This window comes from Methylophaga sp. (assembly GCF_030651745.1).
On sequence record NZ_JAUSCC010000026.1, the window covers coordinates 30,324 to 50,984 of the forward strand.

Genomic DNA, 20,661 nt, shown 5'->3' on the forward strand with positions numbered 1-20,661 from the left:
TCGCTATGGGTTATATCGCTGATATCATCTATATTTTCCGTGAATTGATGCGATTGTTGTTTGTGGTGATCACATCACCGTTTGCGGTTGTGGGAAGTTTGCTTATGCTTGGCAGCGCCAGCTGGCAGGGATAAAACTGTGGAAATAAATGAGCGTCATTCATCTTCAAGCACTGGATAAAATTCGCGATAAACACTGGGATGACGCTCATCAGCTTATCCAGCAATACAGTGATCCATTAGCCTGTCTGATTCATGGTTATCTGCATCGCATTGAAGGTGATATGTCCAACGCTGCTTACTGGTACAACCGAGGACAAGAAGTTGTACCAGCAAACAGTTTAGAAGACGAGTTACAACGTTTATATACGCTCGCCGATAAAGCCTAAGTCAGTATTATTTTCTAATGCCTTCAATAGACAGTGTCAGAAACACCTCCTGAGAGCTTGGGCCTAACTTGCTGACATCAATGCCATAATCTTCAATAATAAAGCTGGTTTCACCATGGAAACCAACACGGTAACCACCCCATGGGTCTTCACCTTCACCAACTTTTTCTACCGGAATAGTCATCGGTTTAGTCACACCATGCAAGGTGAAATCGCCTTTCATTAACAATGTGCCATCTGCCTGCTGCTCAAAACTGGTTGAGGTAAAGCGTGCTTCAGGATACTTGGCGGTTTCCAGAAATTGCTCACGTAAATGTTTATCACGCTCGGCAAAATTGGTATCAACACTGGACACATCAATTTTCACATCAATTTTTGACGCTTCAGGATTTTCGGCGTCATAGCTGAAAGTACCTGCAAAATCATTAAAGCGGCCACTCATCCAACTAAAACCCAGATGCTGAATTCGAAAATCGATAAATGCATGAGCTTTTTCAGTATCAATCACATAGTCTGCTGCTTGTGCTGGCAATACAAATGCCGAACTTAGCGCTAAAGCAAAGATGGTTTTTTTCATGGTAACTCCTGTTGGTTTAAAGATTAAGCATGCGACGCAGGGTAGCGTCTTTATTGATGAAATGATGTTTTAACGCCGCGAGGGCGTGAAGAGATGCCAACGCGATAATGAAATACGCTGACCACAAATGCAGTTTGCTCACCAGATCACTGGTCTGAACGGTCAAACGAGTGATAGCTGGAATATTGAACCAATCAAAAATGCCCAGTGACTGGCCTTTGGCAGTGACAATCAGATAACCAGTGATGGCCAACATCACGATGGCAATATTCATCAGTTGATGGGCCGCTTTCGCTGTCAAGTGTTGCCAAACCGGTATCGATTTAATCGCTGCAGGTTTACCTGCAACAGGACGCCATAACCAACGCAATACCACCAGCAGAAAAACGATAAAACCCAAGCCTTTGTGCCACCAGGGTGCCTGATAATACCAGTCATCGTAATAGCCCAGATCGACCATCCATAAACCGAGAATAAACAAGCCGATTGTGAGAAGCGCTACTGTCCAATGCAGCAATATGCTGATCAGACCGTAACGTTCAGAGGTATTGGTTAAACGCATTTATTCCTCTCCATAGGAAACTATCAGAATGCATGTCTGACCCAGCTTTTGATAGCTGGGTTCCATTCAATCCTTAGCGTTTACGGGAACGTTGCGTTCCACTTTTAACTTTTTTAGATCGAACATGTTGAGTACGAAAAGCTGGCTGTGTCGATGGCGTTTTGGCTTTTCGGGTGATCCGTTTGCCTTCGCCCATTTCACCAGTACCTTTGGGCTGAAAGCTGGGTATCAAATGTTTTTTTCCATTACCAATTAAATCGGCTCTGCCCATGCTCTTTAGCGCATCACGCAATAAAGGCCAGTTCTCCGCATCGTGATAACGCAAAAAAGCTTTATGCAGACGACGCACTTTCAAACCTTTTGGCACCGTAATATCCCCACCCTGGCGACGCACTTTATGCAAGGTGTCTTTACCTGAATGATACATTGCGGCAGCAGCTGACATCGGTGATGGCAAATACGCCTGCACCTGATCGGCTCTAAAGCCATTATTCTTCAGCCACAAGGCCAGATTAAGCATATCTTCGTCAGTGGTGCCCGGATGTGCCGCAATAAAATACGGGATCAAATATTGTTCTTTACCAGCCTGCTTTGAATATTTATCAAACATAGCCTTGAACTTGTCATAGGTCCCAATGCCCGGTTTCATCATCTGTGACAGTGGCCCATCTTCAGTATGTTCCGGGGCAATTTTCAAATATCCACCAACATGGTGAGTGACCAGTTCTTTGACATACTCCGGTGATAACACAGCAAGGTCATAACGCAATCCTGAAGCAATCAGGATCTTTTTAATTCCAGGCAGGCTGCGAGCACGACGATATAAATTAATTAACGGTGTGTGATCAGTATTAAGATTTTTACAGACACCGGGGAAAACACAGGATAAACGACGGCAACTGGCTTCGATTTCTTCACTGTTACAGGCCAGTCGATACATATTGGCGGTTGGGCCACCCAGATCCGAAATAATGCCGGTAAAACCCGGGGTAGTATCGCGGATCGCCTCAATCTCACGAATAATCGAATCTTCACTGCGGCTCTGGATAATGCGACCTTCATGTTCGGTAATCGAACAGAACGTACAACCGCCAAAACAGCCGCGCATAATATTCACCGAAAAACGAATCATCTCGTAAGCGGGAATATTGGCTTTGCCATATTCCTTGTGTGGCAGACGGCTGTATGGCAGATCAAATACCGCGTCCATCTCTTTGGTGGTCAAAGGAATCGGCGGCGGGTTCAGCCACACATCTTGATCACCATGTTGCTGAACCAATGCCAGTGCATTACCAGGGTTGGTTTCAAGATGCAGAATCCGCGAGGTGTGGGCATAGATAATCGGATCGTCTTTCACCGTTTCGTATGGCGGTAAGCGAATCACTGTTTTATCGGCGTTTCGCGGTGAGACACGATGAATTTTGATTACATTGGTAGCAGGTTCAACTGGAGCTGCTGCCTGCTCTGCAGTTTCAGCCTTGGATTGCTCGCAGCTCTCTTCCGTCTGCATCTGATACGGATCAATCGGTGGATTAAGCTGGCCCGGCTTATCAATACTGGTTGAATCTTTTTCCCACCAGTTATCACGTCGGCCATGACGGCGCGTATAGACCGTGCCACGAACATCAATCAGTTCACTTACCGGTTCACCTTGAGCTAAACGGTGGGCTATTTCTACTACCTGACGCTCGCCGTTACCATAAACCAGTAAATCGGCCTTGGAATCCATAATAACGCTACGACGAACTTTTTCAGACCAGTAATCGTAATGGGCAATACGGCGTAAGCTGGCTTCGATGCCACCAATAACAATTGGCACACCTTTATAGGCTTCACGGCAACGCTGGCTATAAACAACGACGCTATGATCCGGTCGTTTGCCGCCTTCACCATCAGCGGTATAAGCATCATTACGCCGGATTTTTTTATCGGAGGTATAACGATTGACCATCGAATCCATATTGCCGCCGGTGACGCCAAAAAACAGATTCGGTTTACCAAGACGTTGAAAATCTTCGGTGCTGTTCCAATCGGGCTGCGAGATGATACCAACCCGAAAGCCTTGTGATTCCAACAGCCGACCGATTAACGCCATACCAAAACTTGGATGGTCCACATAGGCATCGCCAGTAATGATAATGACATCGCAACTGTCCCAACCCAGAGCTTCCATTTCGCTGCGTGACATTGGCAATTGTGGTGCAACACCAAAGCGGTGAGCCCAGAACTTGCGGTAGGAAAAAATATCAGGAGCGGCTTGCATAAAACCTCAGATCAACAACTGCGAAAAATCAAAGGCTTATTGTATCAAACAAGGGTGTTGTTATTTTAGCTTTTCAGCACCGACGATAAATACCGAAATCTCGGCCATAGGATGGCTTAGGGATTAACAGCGGCTTTAAAGGATTCCAGAGAATCAACAATAATGACTGGCGTGCCCTTCTCGACCCACATAGCGAGTTCTCGAACTTCTGAATTACGCATGGCAATACAGCCTTGAGTCCAGTTCGACACTTCATGAATATCCAGTTTGTCAGGTGTTTCATCGCCAATTCCATGAATACCAATCTGCCCGCCCAGCGGTGTGTTTTGTGGTGGCGTTTCGTTATAGATGAATGCAGCTAAAATTTGGCGATATTCTTTGCGGGTGATACGTCCTTCTTTCAAAGCTTGTTTTGCATCATCCATATTGGGATAGTCCAGATGCATGAACAGATAAAAACGATCACTGCTGCGGATATCTCTTATTCGATAAAGGCCTTTAGGAGTTCTGCGATCGCCTTCCTGCATTTTGGGCTGCCGACCACCACTGCCTAAAGCCACTTTAAAACTCCGCAGCGTTTTATCGTCTTTCCTGACCAGTAATTTGTTCTCTGAGCGCACAATAACCAATTCTATCTCACCCGATGCTGCCATCGTGACCGTTGGCAGGTGCAGTAAAAGTGCTATGAAAATCAGCCTGAACATATGGCAATTAATCCGCTAAAAGATGTGAGATGATTTTTATCATAAAACGCCTTAATTATCACCTGTAAATAAATATTTTTAAAGAAATAATCGATTTAAAAAGGAAATATTTTGTTTAATCAGGTCTCGCAGAGATTGGGGCAGACCCACCTCAAATTTCTGGTCAAGGTTTTCTGCTAAATCGCGGTGTTTTTTCAACTGACTTACATTGAATTTTCGTTTTAATGCCAGACCAATCACATTGCCTTTGTCCGCTACTGGCAACACCAAAGTCTGATCAGCAAAACTGCGATTAATACGCTGCATGGATTGACTGAACCCAGGGCGATCGGTTCCCCATAAATTGATGCTCATCAGTCCATCATCATTCAAAACACCGGCACAGGCATCAAAAAAAGCCTGGCCCGCTACGCTGGCTGACATCCCGTAATGATCATAGGCATCGACCAGCAACATGTCATAAAAAGACCCATTAGTGAAAAACTGGTCACTGACAAACCGGTAACCATCTCCATGATGAATTCTTAACCGCACATCATTTTTTGGCACATTGAAATAACGCTGGGCTACATCAATTACATCCTGGCGATATTCGATCACATCAATCTGACAATCATCAAAATGATGCAATAAAAACTTGACCAGCGATCCACCACCCAAACCGATAACACAGATATTTCTGGGTTTAGGTTGAAACAATAATCCAGCCATCATGGCACGGGTATAACTCAATTCAAGTGAATGCGGAGATTGCAAAGACATGCTGCTCTGACGAGGGTAAGTTCCGAAATGCAACGAGCGCGTATTCTCTATATCCACAACCTCAATAACGCCTTCATCGGATGCTGCCTGATAGACAACATGGCCACCATAATACAATTGCATTAACGTTCTGCCTCTTCATCGAGCAATTGTTTGTACAACCAGCCATGAACTTGATTGGTTAACTGTTGGGGCACACTACTGAAATAATGATCAGCTCCGGTAATTTGCCGTAAATGGTAATTGTTTCTCTGCTCGGTTTTCATTTGTGTCTGCCGTTTCAAGATGGCTTGTTTAAAATTATCCTGCTGCCGGCTTCCCAGTATTTCCAACATTGGAATAGTCACGTCAGTAATATTCATACCTTCCGCTAATTCATCCGTATTGATCATGATCAAAGCAGCTATGGGAACTGCTGTTTCACTGATTGTTTTGAGGGCTAACTGCCCTCCTGCTCCTTGACCAATCAGCACAATATTTTCATGCCCTTCTTGCTGCAACTTTAATAAGGCCGCATCAATGCGTTGTGCGGTTGTTATGTTGGTAAAGGTTTGTTCAGCAGGTGGAGTCGTTTCAGCTGAATCGGTTGATTCATTAGCTGGAGTTTCTGCCGGGGCATCTTCCACCTCGGTTACTGGAGGTGCTGGCGTTTCATCTGCTTCAGCCGGTACTTCAGCATCGGCAGTGGGAGCCGTTGCAGTTTCCGTATCAGCTAAAGCCTCTTCATTAGCCTCACTGAAACGAATAATTTTTATCGCCAGCGTATTCCAACCGTAACTGGGCAATTGACGCCTTAATAAGCCGATAGCCGCACTATCAATATGCTCGTTGATATCATGCAACAATAATACTGCGCCGCGTGGTGTACCTAATGTTTGCGGTAAATAAGCAGCTGCAATGGATTGCTCTCCCACCGCTAAAGGTTGATAGCCTTTGGTCACCGAGTCCTGACGCAATATTTGTGGTTTATCCACGGCCGCATTTTCACCTGCACCGGCATTCACGGTCATTACAGGTGAGAAAAGCATCAACAAGGCAATAATCAATCGTCTTTGGATTTGCACCGATTTTCCTATTAGTGTCGGTAAAGCAACTGGCGTCAGTATAATCAGCGCTGGTGAATTTCAAAAGCTGAAAAAACCCATCTTTTACGGTAGAGTAACGGGTTTTGAAAGCAAATTTTTAACTAACTTAAAGAGAATCCGACATGGCCGAATTCAAAATTGCCCCATCAATCCTCTCTGCTGACTTTGCCCGTCTTGGCGAAGAAGTAGTAAATGTACTGGCCTCAGGTGCTGACATTGTTCATTTCGACGTAATGGATAACCATTATGTGCCTAACCTGACCATCGGACCTTTAGTCTGTGAAGCTTTGCGCAAGCATGGCGTAACGGCGGAAATTGATGTGCATTTGATGGTTAAACCGGTTGATCGCATCATTCCTGATTTTGCTAAAGCCGGTGCCAGTTTCATCACTTTTCACCCTGAAGCTTCCGAGCACATTGATCGCAGCCTGCAATTGATTAAAGCTGAAGGCTGCAAAGCTGGTTTGGTATTTAATCCAGCTACGCCGCTGACCTTGGCTGAACATGTGTTAGATAAAGTCGATCGTATTCTGCTGATGTCAGTTAACCCTGGTTTTGGTGGACAGAAATTTATTCCTCACACGCTGGAAAAATTACGCCAGGCTCGCAAAATGATTGATGAAAGCGGCTACGATATCGATCTGGAAATCGATGGCGGTGTGAACGTACAGAACATTCGCGAAATCGCTGAAGCTGGTGCCCGCACATTTGTTGCAGGTTCAGCCGTATTTGGTGCAGCTCAGGATAGTGATCCGAATAAATATGAAACCGTTATCGCTGCCCTGCGTGCTGAATTAGCCCAGGCTAAAATCTAGACAATGCTGCAACTCCGACCGGCTTTTCTGCTAATTATTACAGACGGCACACTGGTTAACAGTGTGCCGATGCCGGCTCAGTTTACGAAAATGGTAGGCGGCACAGTCAGTGAGGTTAAAACCTCACGCGCCGCCGGTTATAAATTGTTTGTATGAACTATGGTTACAAACACGGGAATGATATCCGCTCGGTTAATCCGGTTGCGGTTATTGATAGTTTTGCTGAGTTAAACACTCTTTTTTAGAAGCCGCAGATGAAACAGGCACAATTCGACCAACTGGCCAGTGAAGGCTATAACCGCATCCCTCTGTATCGCGAAGTACTCGCCGATTTGGATACGCCATTAAGTACCTATCTTAAACTGGCAGATGCCCCCTATTCCTATCTGTTTGAATCCGTTCACGGCGGTGAAAAATGGGGACGTTATTCGATTATTGGTCTGCCTTGTGAGTCGGTGATAAAAGTCTTCGGTGATCAGATCAAAATCTATCAACGGGATGTGTTGATAAATGAAATCCAGCATGATGATCCTCTGACGTGGATTGCTGAATTCCAGGCAAAATTTAATGTACCTGCTCTGGAGCATCTGCCGAAATTCAATGGCGGACTGGTGGGCTATTTCGGCTACGACACAGTGCGTTATGTTGAAACACGTTTAGGCGATGCCCCTGCAAATGATCCATTAGGCTGCCCTGATGTGCTGCTGATGATCTCTGACGAGTTAGTAGTGTTTGATAATCTCAGCGGACGCTTGTTTTTGATTGTACACGCCGATCCGACTTTACCTGACGCTTACGATCAAGCCCAGCAACGTTTGGATCAGCTGATTCGTGAGCTGCGCGAAACCACACCTAAATTCAGTGATAAACGCCCACAAAATACCGTGTCAGAACAGGACTTTGTTTCTGGCTTTACCCATGATGGTTTTATTGAAGCCGTCAGTAAGGCAAAACAATACATTAATGATGGCGACATCATGCAAGTGGTACTGTCGCAACGTCTGTCCGTGCCTTTCCACGCAGCGGAGATCGATTTATACCGTGCTTTACGCACATTAAATCCTTCACCATACATGTATTACCTGAACCTGGAAGACTTCCATATAGTAGGTTCTTCTCCGGAAATTCTGGTGCGTATGGAAGACAACGAGGTGACTGTTCGCCCGATTGCTGGTACCCGACGCCGTGGGGCAACCGCTGAACAAGACAAAGCACTGGAACAGGAACTGCTCAACGATCCAAAAGAATTAGCAGAACATTTAATGCTGATTGATCTCGGCCGTAATGATGTTGGCCGGGTCAGCCAGACTGGTACAGTAAACCTGACTGATAAAATGGTCATAGAACGTTATTCACATGTGATGCATATTGTTTCTAATGTTACTGGTCAAGTTTTGCCGGGCATGACAGCAATGGATGCCCTGCGCGCGACCTTCCCTGCTGGAACAGTCAGCGGTGCACCGAAAGTCCGGGCAATGGAAATCATTGATGAATTAGAACCGGTGAAACGTGGTGTCTATGCCGGTGCCATTGGTTATCTATCCTGGTCTGGCAATATGGATACGGCTATCGCCATACGTACGGCAGTTATTAAAGATAAACAACTGCATATTCAGGCTGGTGCGGGCATTGTCTATGACTCTGTTCCAGAAATGGAATGGGAAGAAACCATGAATAAAGCCCGTGCAATATTCAAAGCCGTTGCCATGGCCGAGGCTGGTCTTGAGCCGCCAAAACCGACTGAATAACTATCAGGATCAACTATGCTGTTAATGATTGATAACTATGACTCGTTCACCTACAACCTGGTGCAGTATTTTGCTGAACTGGGTGCTGAGGTTGAAGTGCAGCGTAACGATAAACTGACAATTAACGATATCGAAACCCTTAATCCTGAGCTGATTGTGATATCACCTGGTCCGTGTACACCAAATGAAGCGGGCATTTCACTGGAAGTCATTCATCACTTTGCCGGTAAAAAACCGATCCTGGGCGTTTGCCTTGGTCATCAGGCAATCGGTCAGGCTTTTGGCGGAAATGTGGTACATGCACGGGAAATCATGCACGGGAAAACCTCTCCAGTTCATCACAACAATGTCGGTGTTTTTAGAGGTCTGAATAATCCTTTGCAGGCTACGCGTTATCATTCACTGGTGATCAAAAAAGAAACCCTACCTGATTGCTTTGAAATAACCGCCTGGACCGAAAATGCTGATGGCACTATTGATGAAATCATGGGCGTTCGTCATAAAACACTGCCGATTGAAGGTGTGCAGTTTCACCCTGAGTCGATTTTGACCGAGCAAGGTCACCAGTTATTGAAAAATTTTCTGGATGAACATCATGGCTGATATTGAATTCACCATGCAAAGCGCTATTAAACTGATTACCCAACACCAGCATTTGTCTGAACAACAAATGACCGCCGCCATGCGCATGATCATGACCGGCGAAGCAACTGATGCTCAAATCGGTGGCTTTCTGATTGGTTTGCAGATGAAAGGTGAAACGGTTACCGAAATTGCAGCTGCTGCTTCAGTCATGCGTGAATTAGCTACGCCTGTTCTTGTGACGGGTGAACATGTGATTGACACTTGTGGTACCGGTGGTGATGGTGCCAGCAGCTTTAACGTCTCAACGGCCAGTGCTTTTGTTGTTGCCGCAGCCGGTGCCAAAGTAGCAAAACATGGTAATCGCTCTATCAGCAGTACTTCCGGTAGCGCTGATGTACTGGAAACGGCTGGCGTCAATCTGGAATTAACCCCGGAACAAGTTGCCAACTGCGTTGAAACTACCGGTGTCGGCTTTATGTTTGCCCAGCGCCATCATGGTGCTATGAAGCATACCGTAGGACCACGCCGTGAAATGGGTGTGCGGACCATATTTAATTTACTCGGCCCACTGACCAATCCAGCCAAAGCCAAACATCAGGTGATGGGTGTATTTGATAAAAAATGGGTTGAACCGATTGCTCAAGTTTTACAGAAACTCGGCAGTAAACATGTGATGGTGGTGCATGCCGCAGATGGTATGGACGAAATCAGTATTGGTGCTGATACCTTTGTCGCCGAACTGAAAGATGGTGAAATTTCAACCTACACCATTAAACCTGAAGATTTTCTGCTGCAACGCACCGATATCACAGAGCTGACAGTAACAAATGCTCAGCAAAGTCTGGATATTATTCGGCGCGTATTTGCCGGTGAACCAGGTCCTGCTCGCGATATCGTTGTGCTCAATGCTGGAGCTGCAATCTATACCGCGGATCTGGCTGACAGCCTCGCCGAAGGTGTTCGTCAAGCCAAACACTTTATCGATACCGGTATTGCCCAACAAAAATTAGATGCGCTTGTAAAGTGCAGCCAACTATAAAAGATCGTATATGACAGACACACCCGATATTCTGAAAAAAATTCTGCAACGCAAACAAGATGAAATTGCTGAACGCAGCAAACGTTTGCCGATAAACCTACTACAACAACTGGCTGAAAATGCTGATCCGGTTCGCGGCTTTGTTGAAGCCATTGAACGTAAACTGGCTGCAGGCCAAAGTGCAGTTATCGCTGAAGTTAAAAAAGCTTCGCCCAGTAAAGGCGTGCTGCGAGCAGACTTTCGACCAGCAGAGATTGCGTTGTCCTATCAGAACGGTGGTGCGGCCTGTTTATCGGTATTGACCGATCATGACTTTTTTCAAGGCCACGAAGATTATCTGAAACAGGCGCGTTTTGCCAGCCAGTTACCGGTAATCCGTAAAGATTTTATTATTGATCCCTATCAGGTGTTTGAAGCTCGGGCGATTGGTGCCGACTGTATTTTACTGATTGTTGCGGCGTTGGATGATGATCAATTGGATCAACTAAGCCGTTTGGCGATTCAATTAGATATGGATGTACTGGTAGAAGTGCATAACGAAGAAGAATTGCATCGCGCTATGGTGATGAATCTGCCATTGATAGGCATCAATAATCGTGATCTGCATACGTTTGAAACATCGCTGGAAACCACGATCAAATTACTCAACTTCATTCCTGATGAAACGATTGTCATCACTGAAAGCGGCATCCTTGGTAAAGAGGATGTCGCTTTAATGCGTGAACACGGAGTAAATGGGTTTCTGGTAGGTGAAGCCTTTATGCGAGCAGATGATCCCGGCGCAGCGTTAGCCAACCTTTTTGATTGAAACGTTTAAGCCACGGTGTTCCTCATCAAACAACACCATGGTTTTACCGTGAGCCCAAAGCACACCACGATCCTGTAATTCTTTTAATACCCGGCCGACCATTTCTCTTGAACAGCCGACAATACGGCTGACTTCCTGACGGGTGATCTTGATTTGTCGGCCTTGCTCGTGACGCATGGCATCGGGTTGTGCTGCCAGATCTTTCAAGGCTTCCTCAACCCGACCCGATACATCCATAAACGCCATATTGGTAGCTTTACGGGTGGTGGTCAGCAAACGTTTGGACATCTGTTCGCCCAAGGTTTCAAGCAAATATGGATAGCAGCTTTTCAATTCTGTTTTGGATAAGGCTTTTAACGTCTGGTAACTGATTTCTTCAGTGCGGCAATCGGTTCTGGCTTTGACTAATGAGATACGATCACTGATGTCATGGAAGTAACCCACTTCACCGATAAAGTCGCCTTGATTGAGATAGGCTACGATTAACTCTTCACCCTCTTCATTTTCAACACAAATACTGACAGAACCTTCACGTATGTAATAAAGCTTGTCAGGAATATCACCCGGTCGTGCCAACATTGTTTTAGCTGGATAAACTTTGCTGTGACAGTGTTTGAAAAACTCTGCCAACTGCTCTTCTCTCTCTTTATGTTTTAAATAATCCATGTCATGAAGGCTCAGCTTTATTTTTATAAGGATTAATTCTGCCCAATTCCGATGAATATGGCAAAATTAAACGTTGTTGTCAGTATTTTACGCAGGATGAGTTAAATGAAAGCAAGAGTAAAGTGGGTTGAAGATGTTTTATTTGTTGGCGAATCCGGAACTGGTCATACCGTTGTTATGGATGGTCCAGCAGAAGCTGGTGGCCACGGTACCGGCATGCGTCCAATGGAACTCTTGCTGCTGGGTTTAGGTGGATGCACGTCTTTTGATGTTATCGATATTCTGAAAAAATCGCGCCAGGATGTAACAGATTGTGTGGTTGATGTTTCCGCAGAACGCAGTGAAGAAGCGCCCAAGGTATTTACCAAAATTCATGTGCATTACACCATTAGCGGTCGTAACCTTAAAGCAAACTTTGTTGACCGCGCAGTTAAATTATCAACTGAAAAATATTGCTCAGCCTCAATCATGCTGGCAAAAACTGCAGAAATCACTCATGACTATGAAGTGATCGAGCAAGCGTAAAATTTTTCCCTAATAACGGAGCGTAATCATGCAGCGACCAACACGTACTGGCGGTTTGCGTCATGTGGCTTTAACCGTCGAAAATCTAGAAGCCTGCGAACAGTTTTATGTGGATTTATTGGGCATGGACGTCGAGTGGCGTCCCGATCCTGATAACGTTTATCTGACTTCTGGCAATGATAATCTAGCGCTGCACCGTGGTGAAAACATCAATAAAACGCCGGTTCAGCCCTTAGACCATATTGGTTTTATTATTCCGACCCCGGAACAAGTCGATGAGTGGTACGCCTTTCTGGATCACCATGCAGTGCCGATGCGCCAACCGCCTCGTACTCATCGTGACGGTGCCCGCAGTTTTTATTGTTATGATCCAGCCGGAACGGTTGTGCAGATCATCTATCATCCACCGATTTCGTAAATCAGAGTCATTATGAAAACTTATATTTACAAGAGCAGAAAAAAAGAAGAACTCTATCTTTATCTTAGTAAAAAAGATGATTTTTCAGAAGTGCCGCCGAGTTTGTATAGCTCAATGGGCAATGAACCAATCTTCGTTATGGAACTGGAACTTAGTCCGGATCGTAAACTGGCCCGGGAAGATGTGAATAAAGTTATTCACAATCTGCAAACACAGGGCTTCCATGTTCAAATGCCACCGACCCATGATTTATTGGTGCATCGTGAGCGAACCGGTCAATTGCATTAAAATTACAGCATCATTCAAACCAGTTTTTTCAGCTCGTAAATCAATTCCAATGCGGCTTTAGGTGTTAGTTCATCCGGATTAATTTGCTCGATTTTGTTATGCAAAACAGCATTATCCGGTTGAGCAAATAAATCCTGTTGTGCTTGTTGCTCCTGCACATTTGAGCCAACCGTTCGTTGTGATTCCAATGTCGCCAGTTTGTGTTTGGCTGCCTGAATCACATCATTGGGTACCCCGGCCAATTGGGCGACCTGCAAGCCATAGCTCTGATTGGCCGCCCCCGGTTTTAACTGGTGCAAAAACACAATCTTGTCGCCATGTTCGATGGCATCCAAATGCACATTAGCGGCTTTGTCATATAACGCTGGCAGCTGGGTCATCTCGAAATAATGTGTAGCAAATAAGGTATAAGCACCAATATCCCGCACCAGTTTTTCAGCACAGCTCCAGGCAAGTGCCAGTCCGTCAAAAGTGCTGGTGCCCCGCCCCACTTCATCCATTAACACCAGACTTTGTGCTGAGGCATTATTCAGTATATTCGCCGCCTCATTCATTTCCACCATAAAGGTCGAACGTCCTGAGGCCAAATCATCGCTGGCACCAATACGGGTAAAAATCTGATCAATCGGGCCAATAATCGCCGATTCCGCTGGAACATAACTGCCCATATACGCCATGATGACGATCAATGCAGTCTGTCGCATATAAGTCGATTTTCCGCCCATATTCGGACCGGTAATCACCAGCATCGACTGTTCGTTTAATTGCAAATCATTGGGGCAGAAATGGGTTTTCTGCACGGCCTCAACCACCGGATGTCGACCGGCCTGAATCGACAAACCTTTGTCGGCTGTTAATTGCGGCGCAACATAATTGAGTGTTTGCGCCCGCTCTGCCAGATTCGTTAACACATCAAGCTCGGCCAATGCCGCAGCGCAATGCGTTAATGCAGCCAGCTCTGGATGAATTAATTTAAACAGTTCTTCATATAACGATTTTTCCAAGGCCAATGCTTTTTCGCTGGCACTGAGCACTTGATCTTCATGGGTTTTCAGCTCAGCGGTAATATACCGTTCAGCATTTTTCAGTGTTTGCCGGCGCTGGTAATCGGCCGGTAACTGAATGTTATGTGCGCGGCTGATTTCAATATAAAAGCCATGTACTTTGTTATAGCCAACCTTTAAGGTGCTGACCCCGGTTCTTTGACGCTCGCGCAGTTCCAGTTCACGTAAAAAATCGTTGGCATTCAGATGCAGGTTACGTAAACGATCCAGTTCAGCATGATAACCTTCGGCAATCACTCCTCCATCACGTATCAGCACCGGCGGCTCTTCCACAATCGCTTCATTTAATAAATCAAGTAATTCCGGAAAAGTGCCCAACTCGCGATCTATCTGTTTCAACAATCTGGCCTGCGCGCCTGATAGTTGTTGATGCAGACTCGGTAAAGCCGTCAGCATTCGGCGTAGTTGCACGAAATCACGCGGTCTGGCGCTCCCCAGAGCAACACGGGTCACAATGCGTTCAATATCACCTAACGGCTTTAACAGCAGCTGTGTCGATGCAATGACATCCTGATCAATAAGGTTGCCAATCGCCAACTGACGGTGTTGCAGGATGGTTAAATCGCGTTTCGGCTGTAATAACCATCGACGCAGTAACCGTGTGCCCATCGGAGTTACCGTGTTATCAATCACCGACAATAAGGTATTTTCGCGACCACCTGACAGGTTTTGTTCCAGCTCAAGATTACGTCGGGACTGTGGATCAATACGAATACTGTCAGCCGGTGTTTCAACTGTAATTTTGCGTAATTGCGGCAGTGCTGTGCGATGTGTCTGCTGAGCGTAATTTAATAAACATCCTGCCGCCATAATCGCCAGCGGTAACTCATCACAGCCAAAACCTTTTAAGTCTGTAGTACCAAAATGCTCACACAGCCGACGGCGTGCGGCATCAAGCCCAAAATGCCATTCCGGCACAAACTTCAGTTGCTTGTTATAGCTGTTAAAGGTATTTCCATGACTGTCATCAATCAAAATTTCAGCCGGTTGCAGTCTGGCCAAATCAGCTAATAAATCGTTTAAAGTTTGGTGCTGACAAACCTCAAAACGCCCACTACTGATCTCGGCGACTGCCAGCCCGAAATGCTCTTTTTTCCGGGCAATCGCAACCAGCAGATTTTCCTGTTTACTATCGAGCAAAGCTTCATCGGTTAATGTGCCTGGGGTTAACACCCGAACGACTTTACGTTCCACAGGGCCTTTGCTGGTGGCCGGATCACCGATTTGCTCACAAATAGCAACTGCTACACCGGCTTTAAGCAAACGTGCCAGATAACCATCTGCTGCATGATATGGCACACCCGCCATCGGAATCGGCGCACCATTGCTGTTTCCTCGCGCTGTTAGGGTGATATCTAACAGTTCAGCAGCTTTATGCGCATCATCGAAAAACAACTCATAAAAGTCGCCCATTCGATAAAACAATAACAATTCAGGATGCTCGGCCTTGATACGCAGATATTGCTGCATCATTGGCGTATGATTAGGTTTTTCAGTCATTTTTATAGTTTAGCGTATGCAAGATTATTCTGACGCAACACTTTATCAGCTTACCCAACAACTGGCACAAGCGCTTCAATCACAAGGATTGCGATTAGTTACCGCAGAATCCTGTACCGGAGGCTGGCTGGCAAAATGCTGTACCGATTTGCCGGGAAGCTCCGTCTGGTTTGAAGGTGGAATCGTCAGTTACAGTAATCAAATCAAACAACAACATCTGGATGTCAAACTCGCCACCCTGGAAAAATTCGGCGCTGTCAGCGAACAAACCGTGGTAGAAATGGCTTCTGGCGCCATCATCAACTTCGCTGCTGACATTTCGGTTGCGATAAGCGGAATTGCTGGACCCGATGGTGGTTCAGAAGAAAAACCAGTAGGCACCGTCTGTTTTGCCTGGGCCGATAAACAAACTGTGTTTTGTAATACCTTTCTTTTACATGGCAATCGCGAATTCATTCGCCGGCAAGCGGTATTTATCGCGCTTGATGGGCTGGTAAAAAAACTGGCATCTACCGAATATTACGCCTGACCTCCATTACACAAATATTATCCTCAAAATGGTTGCCTGAAACACGAATCGACGCTGGTGAGACAAGGCTATCTGTGTGATAATCCATAGTTCTTTGATATCAGCTAAAGGGCACACCAAATGGATGAAAACAAGAAGAAAGCGCTTGGCGCAGCCTTAGGTCAAATCGAAAAACAATTTGGCAAAGGTGCAGTCATGCGTTTGGGCGATGGAACGGCCCACCGTGATATTGACGCGGTATCCACGGGCTCTATTGGTTTAGACGTTGCTTTAGGCATTGGCGGTTTACCACGTGGTCGTGTAGTTGAAATCTACGGCCCGGAATCCTCTGGTAAAACCACACTTACCCTGCATGTTATTGCTGAAATACAAAAACTCGGCGGCACCGCAGCATTTGTTGACGCCGAACATGCTCTTGACCCACTTTATGCTGAAAAACTGGGCGTTAATATTGATGATTTGCTGGTCTCTCAACCTGATACCGGCGAACAAGCCTTGGAAATCACCGATATGCTGGTGCGTTCAGGTGCTGTTGATATCGTTGTCGTTGACTCGGTAGCCGCCCTGACTCCTAAAGCTGAAATCGAAGGCGATATGGGTGACAGTCATATGGGTCTGCAAGCACGCCTTATGTCTCAAGCACTGCGTAAACTGACTGCCAATATCAAAAGATCTAACACTCTGGTTATTTTTATCAACCAAATTCGTATGAAGATCGGTGTGATGTTCGGTAATCCTGAAACTACCACTGGTGGTAATGCGCTGAAATTTTATGCCTCTGTACGTCTGGATATCCGTCGTATTGGCGCCATCAAGAAAGGCGATGAAATCCTTGGTAATGAAACCCGCGTAAAAGTGGTGAAAAACAAGGTGGCTCCGCCCTTTAAACAAGTTGAATTCGATATTCTTTATGGTGAAGGTATTTCCCGTGAAGGTGAGCTGATCGATCTGGGTGTCAATGAAAATATCGTTGAAAAATCAGGCGCATGGTACAGCTACGATGGTAATCGTATCGGCCAGGGTAAAGATAATGTACGGGTTTATCTGAAAGAACATCCAGAAATGGCCAAAGAAATCGAAGCCAAAATCCGTGCGGTGATGTTACCGAAGAACATTAAAGTGAGTGCTGAAACCCCACTGGATGACGAAATCGACGCGTGAAATCCCGCTCTGCAACAGAACAAGCGATTGGTTATCTAGCCAGACGGGAACATAGCGCTGCCGAGTTACAGCAAAAACTTCAACAAGCCGGTCATGAAACAGATAAAATTCATGCCGCTTTAGAAAAGCTGCAAAAAAGTGGCTTACAGAATGATCAACGTTTTGCCGAAGCGTTTATTCGTTCACGCGCTCTCAGGGGGTATGGAGAGTTGCGAATAAGACAGGAAATGAGACAAAAAGGCGTGGCGGATGAGCTTATCAATTCCACCATGCAACAGGCAGAAACTGATTGGTTTGCGCTTGCTATCGAAGTTCGATGCAAGCGTTTTGGCGAGCAGAGCCCCGATGATTTTAAAGACCGTGCCAAGCAGATGCGGTTTTTACAATATCGGGGCTTTACTCATGAACAAATAACGGAAAGTTTTGAACTGAACTAATGAAAACGAGCGCTGATATACGCAAATTGTTTCTGGACTTCTTCGCTGACAAAGGTCACGAGGTGGTTTCCAGCAGTCCATTAATACCGGCCAATGATCCGACATTATTATTTACGAATGCTGGAATGGTTCAGTTCAAAGAAGTGTTCCTGGGTCAGGAAACGCGAAAATACACTCGTGCAACAACAACTCAACGTTGTGTGCGTGCTGGTGGCAAACATAACGATCTGGAAAATGTTGGCTACACCGCTCGTCACCATACGTTCTTTGAAATGCTGGGTAACTTCAGTTTCGGTGATTATTTCAAACGCGAAGCGATTCAATATGCCTGGGAATTTCTGACCGAAACCCTGCAACTGCCTGCCGAAAAATTATGGATCACCGTATTCGAAGAAGACGATGAAGCCGCTGATATCTGGTTAAAAGAAATCGGCGTTGATGCTACTCGCTTCTCTCGCATCGGGGCTAAAGACAACTTCTGGTCAATGGGTGATACCGGTCCATGTGGTCCCTGCTCTGAAATATTTTTTGATCACGGCCCAGATGTAGCTGGCGGTCCGCCGGGCACACCAGAAGAAGATGGTGATCGATATATCGAGATCTGGAATCTGGTGTTCATGCAGTTTAATCGCTCTGCCGACGGCACACTGACACCACTACCAAAACCATCAGTAGATACCGGCATGGGTCTGGAACGTCTGGCCGCCGTATTGCAACACCAACATAATAACTACGATATCGATCTATTCCAGAATCTGATCAAATCGATACAACAATTATCTGGAACAACGGACTCCAGCAATACATCACTTCGGGTTATTGCCGACCATATCCGCTCATGTGCATTTATGGTGACCGATGGTGTGCAACCTTCCAATGAAGGCCGCGGTTATGTATTGCGCCGCATTATTCGTCGTGCCATTCGCCATGGACATAAACTGGGTTTAAAAGAAGCTTTCTTCTACAAACTCGTTGCACCTTTGGTTGAAGAAATGGGCGAAGCCTTTCTGGAGCTTGCCAAAGCTCAGGCGATTGTCGAGCAAGCACTTAAAATTGAAGAAGAACGCTTTGCCGATACGTTGGATAACGGCCTAAAAATTCTGGATCATGCTATTGATGAAATGGCTGACAAAGAAATTCCTGGTGAAACCATTTTCCTGTTGTACGACACTTATGGCTTTCCAATTGATCTCACCGCTGATATCGCCCGTGAACGCGGATTAACGATTGATGTTGCTGGCTTTGAACGTCATATGGAAGCCCAACGCACTCGTGCCCGTAGTGCCAGCCAATTCGGTGGTGGTTTGTCAGAAACACTGGTGATTGATGGTGAAACCATTTTCTGCGGTTACGATCATGTGCGCCATGATGCCGTGATCACTGCCCTGCTGGTTGATGGCGAAAATGTCGACAAACTCCACGCTGGTCAGCAAGGCATTATCGTTCTGGATCACACACCGTTTTATGCTGAATCCGGTGGTCAGATCGGTGATCAAGGTGAAATCAATACAGCGGGTGCTCATTTCATCGTCAAAGACACTCGTAAACAAGGTAAAGCGTTCACCCATATCGGTGAATGTAAAAACGGTACTTTTGAAGTAGGCCAACCTGTTATTGCGCATGTGGATGAATATAATCGTCAGGCAACCGCGCAGAATCATTCTGCCACTCATCTATTACATGCCGCATTACGCATGGTACTTGGTGAACATGTCACCCAAAAAGGCTCATTGGTTGATTCACAACGCCTGCGTTTTGACTTTTCGCATTTTGAACCAGTTTCTGCTGAACAATTACGTGAAATAGAACGTCTGGTTAATCAACATATCCGTGTTAACCATACCGTTGAAACACGTTTGATGCCCATTGAGAAAGCCCGTAAAAGCGGCGCAATGGCGCTTTTCGGTGAAAAATATGATGAAGAAGTTCGTGTACTTAGCATGGGCGACTTTTCGATTGAATTGTGCGGCGGTACCCACGTTGGTCGCACTGGTGACATCGGTTTACTGAAAATCACTAACGAAACGGGCATTGCGTCAGGTGTTCGCCGTATCGAAGCTGTTACCGGTGAAGCGGCATTAAATTATATTGAACAATCTGAAAATCGCTTGAACAGCATTTCAGAAATGGTCAAAGCCAATGCGGATAATGTTGAAGAAAAAACCCAGCAACTGGTGCAACGTACACGTCAGTTGGAAAAAGAACTGGAAGCGTTAAAGTCAAAACTAGCCAGCAGTGCTGGTTCCGACTTGGCTGCTTCAGCGACAGAAATCGGCTCAGTAAAAGTATTGGCCGCTAATCTGGAAGGGGCAGATCTTAAAAGCCTGCGTGATACCGTTGATCAACTAAAAAATAAACTGGGTAGTGCCGCGATTGTGCTGGCTGCAGTAGAAGGTGAAAAAATCACCTTAATTGCTGGTGTATCGAAAGATATTACCGATAAAATCCGCGCTGGCGATTTGGTATCCCATGTTGCTGCACAAGTCGGTGGTAAAGGCGGCGGCCGCCCAGATATGGCACAAGGCGGTGGTACCGAACCACAAAATTTAACTGCTGCACTCGACTCCGTCACCAGTTGGGTGGCATCTAAGCTGGAAAATTAAGTCATGGCACTTATCGTACAAAAATACGGCGGCACTTCAGTCGGTTCTGTTGAACGTATTCAAGAAGTCGCTAAAAAAGTTATTCAATATCGCAATGATGGTCACGATATCGTAGTTGTCGTTTCTGCTATGAG

The 20,661-nt window shown here is 45.8% G+C and carries 22 protein-coding genes and 1 pseudogene; 15 read left to right on the top strand and 8 right to left on the bottom strand.

The genetic code is table 11. The annotated features are described in order from the left end of the window. Positions 1-5: 5 nt before the first annotated feature. Both Q7V21_RS02830 and Q7V21_RS02835 read left to right on the top strand, forming a co-directional pair. On the top strand, positions 6-134 hold the full coding sequence (locus Q7V21_RS02830; protein WP_304915831.1) for a hypothetical protein: 129 nt from the start codon (positions 6-8) through the stop codon (positions 132-134). 14 nt (positions 135-148) lie between these two features. Further along, positions 149-388 carry a hypothetical protein gene (locus Q7V21_RS02835; protein WP_304915832.1) on the top strand — a complete coding sequence of 80 codons (240 nt, stop codon included), beginning with the start codon at positions 149-151 and terminating at the stop codon, positions 386-388. A 7-nt stretch (positions 389-395) separates the two neighbouring features. Here Q7V21_RS02835 and Q7V21_RS02840 read toward each other — a convergent pair whose 3' ends face one another. The 6 genes from Q7V21_RS02840 to Q7V21_RS02865 all read right to left on the bottom strand — a co-directional run bounded on the left by Q7V21_RS02840 (position 396) and on the right by Q7V21_RS02865 (position 6,320). Next, positions 396-965: a YceI family protein gene (locus tag Q7V21_RS02840; RefSeq protein WP_304915833.1), complete on the bottom strand. Its 570-nt coding sequence runs from the start codon at positions 963-965 to the stop codon at positions 396-398. A gap of 16 nt (positions 966-981) precedes the next feature. Continuing rightward, the gene (locus Q7V21_RS02845) at positions 982-1,527 is read right to left on the bottom strand and encodes a cytochrome b (protein WP_304915834.1); all 546 of its coding nucleotides are present in this window, start codon (positions 1,525-1,527) and stop codon (positions 982-984) included. Between the two features lie 73 nt (positions 1,528-1,600). Beyond that, complete coding sequence (locus tag Q7V21_RS02850) at positions 1,601-3,790, bottom strand: YgiQ family radical SAM protein (RefSeq protein WP_304915835.1); 2,190 nt, start codon at positions 3,788-3,790, stop codon at positions 1,601-1,603. Between the two features lie 116 nt (positions 3,791-3,906). After that, positions 3,907-4,443 (bottom strand): murein L,D-transpeptidase family protein, encoded by a 537-nt coding sequence (locus Q7V21_RS02855; RefSeq protein ID WP_304915836.1) that lies wholly within the window; start codon positions 4,441-4,443, stop codon positions 3,907-3,909. Between the two features lie 129 nt (positions 4,444-4,572). Beyond that, positions 4,573-5,379, bottom strand: coding sequence for a spermidine synthase (locus Q7V21_RS02860; protein ID WP_304915837.1), 807 nt, complete (start codon positions 5,377-5,379; stop codon positions 4,573-4,575). Then, positions 5,379-6,320, bottom strand: a complete 942-nt coding sequence (locus Q7V21_RS02865) for a DUF3530 family protein (protein WP_304915838.1) — start codon at positions 6,318-6,320, stop codon at positions 5,379-5,381. The genes Q7V21_RS02860 and Q7V21_RS02865 overlap by 1 nt, the downstream gene beginning before the upstream one ends. A 143-nt stretch (positions 6,321-6,463) precedes the next feature. On the opposite strand from Q7V21_RS02865, the gene rpe reads away from it, so the two are divergent. The 5 genes from rpe (at position 6,464) to trpC (ending at position 11,336) form a co-directional block, all read left to right on the top strand. Next, the gene (gene rpe / locus Q7V21_RS02870) at positions 6,464-7,156 is read left to right on the top strand and encodes a ribulose-phosphate 3-epimerase (RefSeq protein WP_069295252.1); all 693 of its coding nucleotides are present in this window, start codon (positions 6,464-6,466) and stop codon (positions 7,154-7,156) included. A gap of 254 nt (positions 7,157-7,410) precedes the next feature. Continuing rightward, positions 7,411-8,904 (top strand): anthranilate synthase component I, encoded by a 1,494-nt coding sequence (trpE, locus tag Q7V21_RS02875; protein WP_304915839.1) that lies wholly within the window; start codon positions 7,411-7,413, stop codon positions 8,902-8,904. Positions 8,905-8,919: 15 nt separating this feature from the next. Beyond that, a complete protein-coding gene (locus Q7V21_RS02880; protein ID WP_304915840.1) occupies positions 8,920-9,507 on the top strand; it encodes an aminodeoxychorismate/anthranilate synthase component II in 588 nt (195 codons plus the stop codon). Further along, positions 9,500-10,528 (top strand): anthranilate phosphoribosyltransferase, encoded by a 1,029-nt coding sequence (gene trpD, locus Q7V21_RS02885; protein WP_304915841.1) that lies wholly within the window; start codon positions 9,500-9,502, stop codon positions 10,526-10,528. Before Q7V21_RS02880 ends, trpD begins: the two co-directional genes overlap by 8 nt. A 10-nt stretch (positions 10,529-10,538) precedes the next feature. Then, positions 10,539-11,336, top strand: a complete 798-nt coding sequence (gene trpC, locus Q7V21_RS02890) for an indole-3-glycerol phosphate synthase TrpC (RefSeq protein ID WP_304915842.1) — start codon at positions 10,539-10,541, stop codon at positions 11,334-11,336. Here the strand turns inward: trpC and crp are convergent. After that, the gene (gene crp, locus Q7V21_RS02895; RefSeq protein WP_304915843.1) at positions 11,316-12,002 is read right to left on the bottom strand and encodes a cAMP-activated global transcriptional regulator CRP; all 687 of its coding nucleotides are present in this window, start codon (positions 12,000-12,002) and stop codon (positions 11,316-11,318) included. The genes trpC and crp overlap by 21 nt on opposite strands. 105 nt (positions 12,003-12,107) lie before the next feature. On the opposite strand from crp, the gene Q7V21_RS02900 reads away from it, so the two are divergent. The 3 genes from Q7V21_RS02900 to Q7V21_RS02910 are packed head-to-tail and all read left to right on the top strand — an operon-like array spanning position 12,108 to position 13,233. Then, on the top strand, positions 12,108-12,527 hold the full coding sequence (locus Q7V21_RS02900; RefSeq protein WP_304915844.1) for an OsmC family protein: 420 nt from the start codon (positions 12,108-12,110) through the stop codon (positions 12,525-12,527). A 28-nt stretch (positions 12,528-12,555) separates the two neighbouring features. Beyond that, the gene (locus Q7V21_RS02905; protein ID WP_304915845.1) at positions 12,556-12,945 is read left to right on the top strand and encodes a VOC family protein; all 390 of its coding nucleotides are present in this window, start codon (positions 12,556-12,558) and stop codon (positions 12,943-12,945) included. A gap of 12 nt (positions 12,946-12,957) precedes the next feature. After that, entirely contained in the window at positions 12,958-13,233 is a 276-nt protein-coding gene (locus Q7V21_RS02910; protein ID WP_304915846.1) for a YcgL domain-containing protein, read from the top strand. A 14-nt stretch (positions 13,234-13,247) separates the two neighbouring features. On the opposite strand, the gene mutS is transcribed toward Q7V21_RS02910, so the two are convergent. Beyond that, a complete protein-coding gene (gene mutS / locus Q7V21_RS02915) occupies positions 13,248-15,797 on the bottom strand; it encodes a DNA mismatch repair protein MutS (protein WP_304915847.1) in 2,550 nt (849 codons plus the stop codon). Between the two features lie 16 nt (positions 15,798-15,813). On the opposite strand from mutS, the gene Q7V21_RS02920 reads away from it, so the two are divergent. The 5 genes and pseudogenes from Q7V21_RS02920 to Q7V21_RS02940 all read left to right on the top strand — a co-directional run. Then, a complete protein-coding gene (locus Q7V21_RS02920; protein WP_304915848.1) occupies positions 15,814-16,326 on the top strand; it encodes a CinA family protein in 513 nt (170 codons plus the stop codon). Positions 16,327-16,446: 120 nt separating this feature from the next. Next, positions 16,447-17,487: a recombinase RecA gene (gene recA, locus Q7V21_RS02925; RefSeq protein ID WP_304915849.1), complete on the top strand. Its 1,041-nt coding sequence runs from the start codon at positions 16,447-16,449 to the stop codon at positions 17,485-17,487. After that, positions 17,484-17,924, top strand: coding sequence for a recombination regulator RecX (recX, locus tag Q7V21_RS02930; RefSeq protein WP_304915850.1), 441 nt, complete (start codon positions 17,484-17,486; stop codon positions 17,922-17,924). The genes recA and recX overlap by 4 nt, the downstream gene beginning before the upstream one ends. Further along, positions 17,924-20,527 (top strand): alanine--tRNA ligase, encoded by a 2,604-nt coding sequence (gene alaS / locus Q7V21_RS02935; protein WP_304915851.1) that lies wholly within the window; start codon positions 17,924-17,926, stop codon positions 20,525-20,527. The genes recX and alaS overlap by 1 nt, the downstream gene beginning before the upstream one ends. Positions 20,528-20,530: 3 nt before the next feature. Next, positions 20,531-20,661: pseudogene (locus Q7V21_RS02940) on the top strand (aspartate kinase); the annotation flags it as partial.

Excerpts from the sequence above, each read along its gene's own strand:
- Q7V21_RS02880 (WP_304915840.1), top strand. The coding sequence starts at position 8,920 with ATGCTGTTAATGATTGATAACTATGACTCGTTCACCTACAACCTGGTG.
- Q7V21_RS02840 (WP_304915833.1), bottom strand. The coding sequence starts at position 965 with ATGAAAAAAACCATCTTTGCTTTAGCGCTAAGTTCGGCATTTGTATTG.
- Q7V21_RS02855 (WP_304915836.1), bottom strand. The coding sequence starts at position 4,443 with ATGGCAGCATCGGGTGAGATAGAATTGGTTATTGTGCGCTCAGAGAAC.
- trpC (WP_304915842.1), top strand. The coding sequence starts at position 10,539 with ATGACAGACACACCCGATATTCTGAAAAAAATTCTGCAACGCAAACAA.
- rpe (WP_069295252.1), top strand. The coding sequence starts at position 6,464 with ATGGCCGAATTCAAAATTGCCCCATCAATCCTCTCTGCTGACTTTGCC.
- Q7V21_RS02905 (WP_304915845.1), top strand. The coding sequence starts at position 12,556 with ATGCAGCGACCAACACGTACTGGCGGTTTGCGTCATGTGGCTTTAACC.
- recA (WP_304915849.1), top strand. The coding sequence starts at position 16,447 with ATGGATGAAAACAAGAAGAAAGCGCTTGGCGCAGCCTTAGGTCAAATC.
- Q7V21_RS02850 (WP_304915835.1), bottom strand. The coding sequence starts at position 3,790 with ATGCAAGCCGCTCCTGATATTTTTTCCTACCGCAAGTTCTGGGCTCAC.
- trpE (WP_304915839.1), top strand. The coding sequence starts at position 7,411 with ATGAAACAGGCACAATTCGACCAACTGGCCAGTGAAGGCTATAACCGC.
- Q7V21_RS02830 (WP_304915831.1), top strand. The coding sequence starts at position 6 with ATGGGTTATATCGCTGATATCATCTATATTTTCCGTGAATTGATGCGA.
- Q7V21_RS02920 (WP_304915848.1), top strand. The coding sequence starts at position 15,814 with ATGCAAGATTATTCTGACGCAACACTTTATCAGCTTACCCAACAACTG.
- crp (WP_304915843.1), bottom strand. The coding sequence starts at position 12,002 with ATGGATTATTTAAAACATAAAGAGAGAGAAGAGCAGTTGGCAGAGTTT.
- alaS (WP_304915851.1), top strand. The coding sequence starts at position 17,924 with ATGAAAACGAGCGCTGATATACGCAAATTGTTTCTGGACTTCTTCGCT.
- Q7V21_RS02900 (WP_304915844.1), top strand. The coding sequence starts at position 12,108 with ATGAAAGCAAGAGTAAAGTGGGTTGAAGATGTTTTATTTGTTGGCGAA.
- trpD (WP_304915841.1), top strand. The coding sequence starts at position 9,500 with ATGGCTGATATTGAATTCACCATGCAAAGCGCTATTAAACTGATTACC.
- Q7V21_RS02845 (WP_304915834.1), bottom strand. The coding sequence starts at position 1,527 with ATGCGTTTAACCAATACCTCTGAACGTTACGGTCTGATCAGCATATTG.
- Q7V21_RS02860 (WP_304915837.1), bottom strand. The coding sequence starts at position 5,379 with ATGCAATTGTATTATGGTGGCCATGTTGTCTATCAGGCAGCATCCGAT.
- Q7V21_RS02835 (WP_304915832.1), top strand. The coding sequence starts at position 149 with ATGAGCGTCATTCATCTTCAAGCACTGGATAAAATTCGCGATAAACAC.
- Q7V21_RS02910 (WP_304915846.1), top strand. The coding sequence starts at position 12,958 with ATGAAAACTTATATTTACAAGAGCAGAAAAAAAGAAGAACTCTATCTT.
- mutS (WP_304915847.1), bottom strand. The coding sequence starts at position 15,797 with ATGACTGAAAAACCTAATCATACGCCAATGATGCAGCAATATCTGCGT.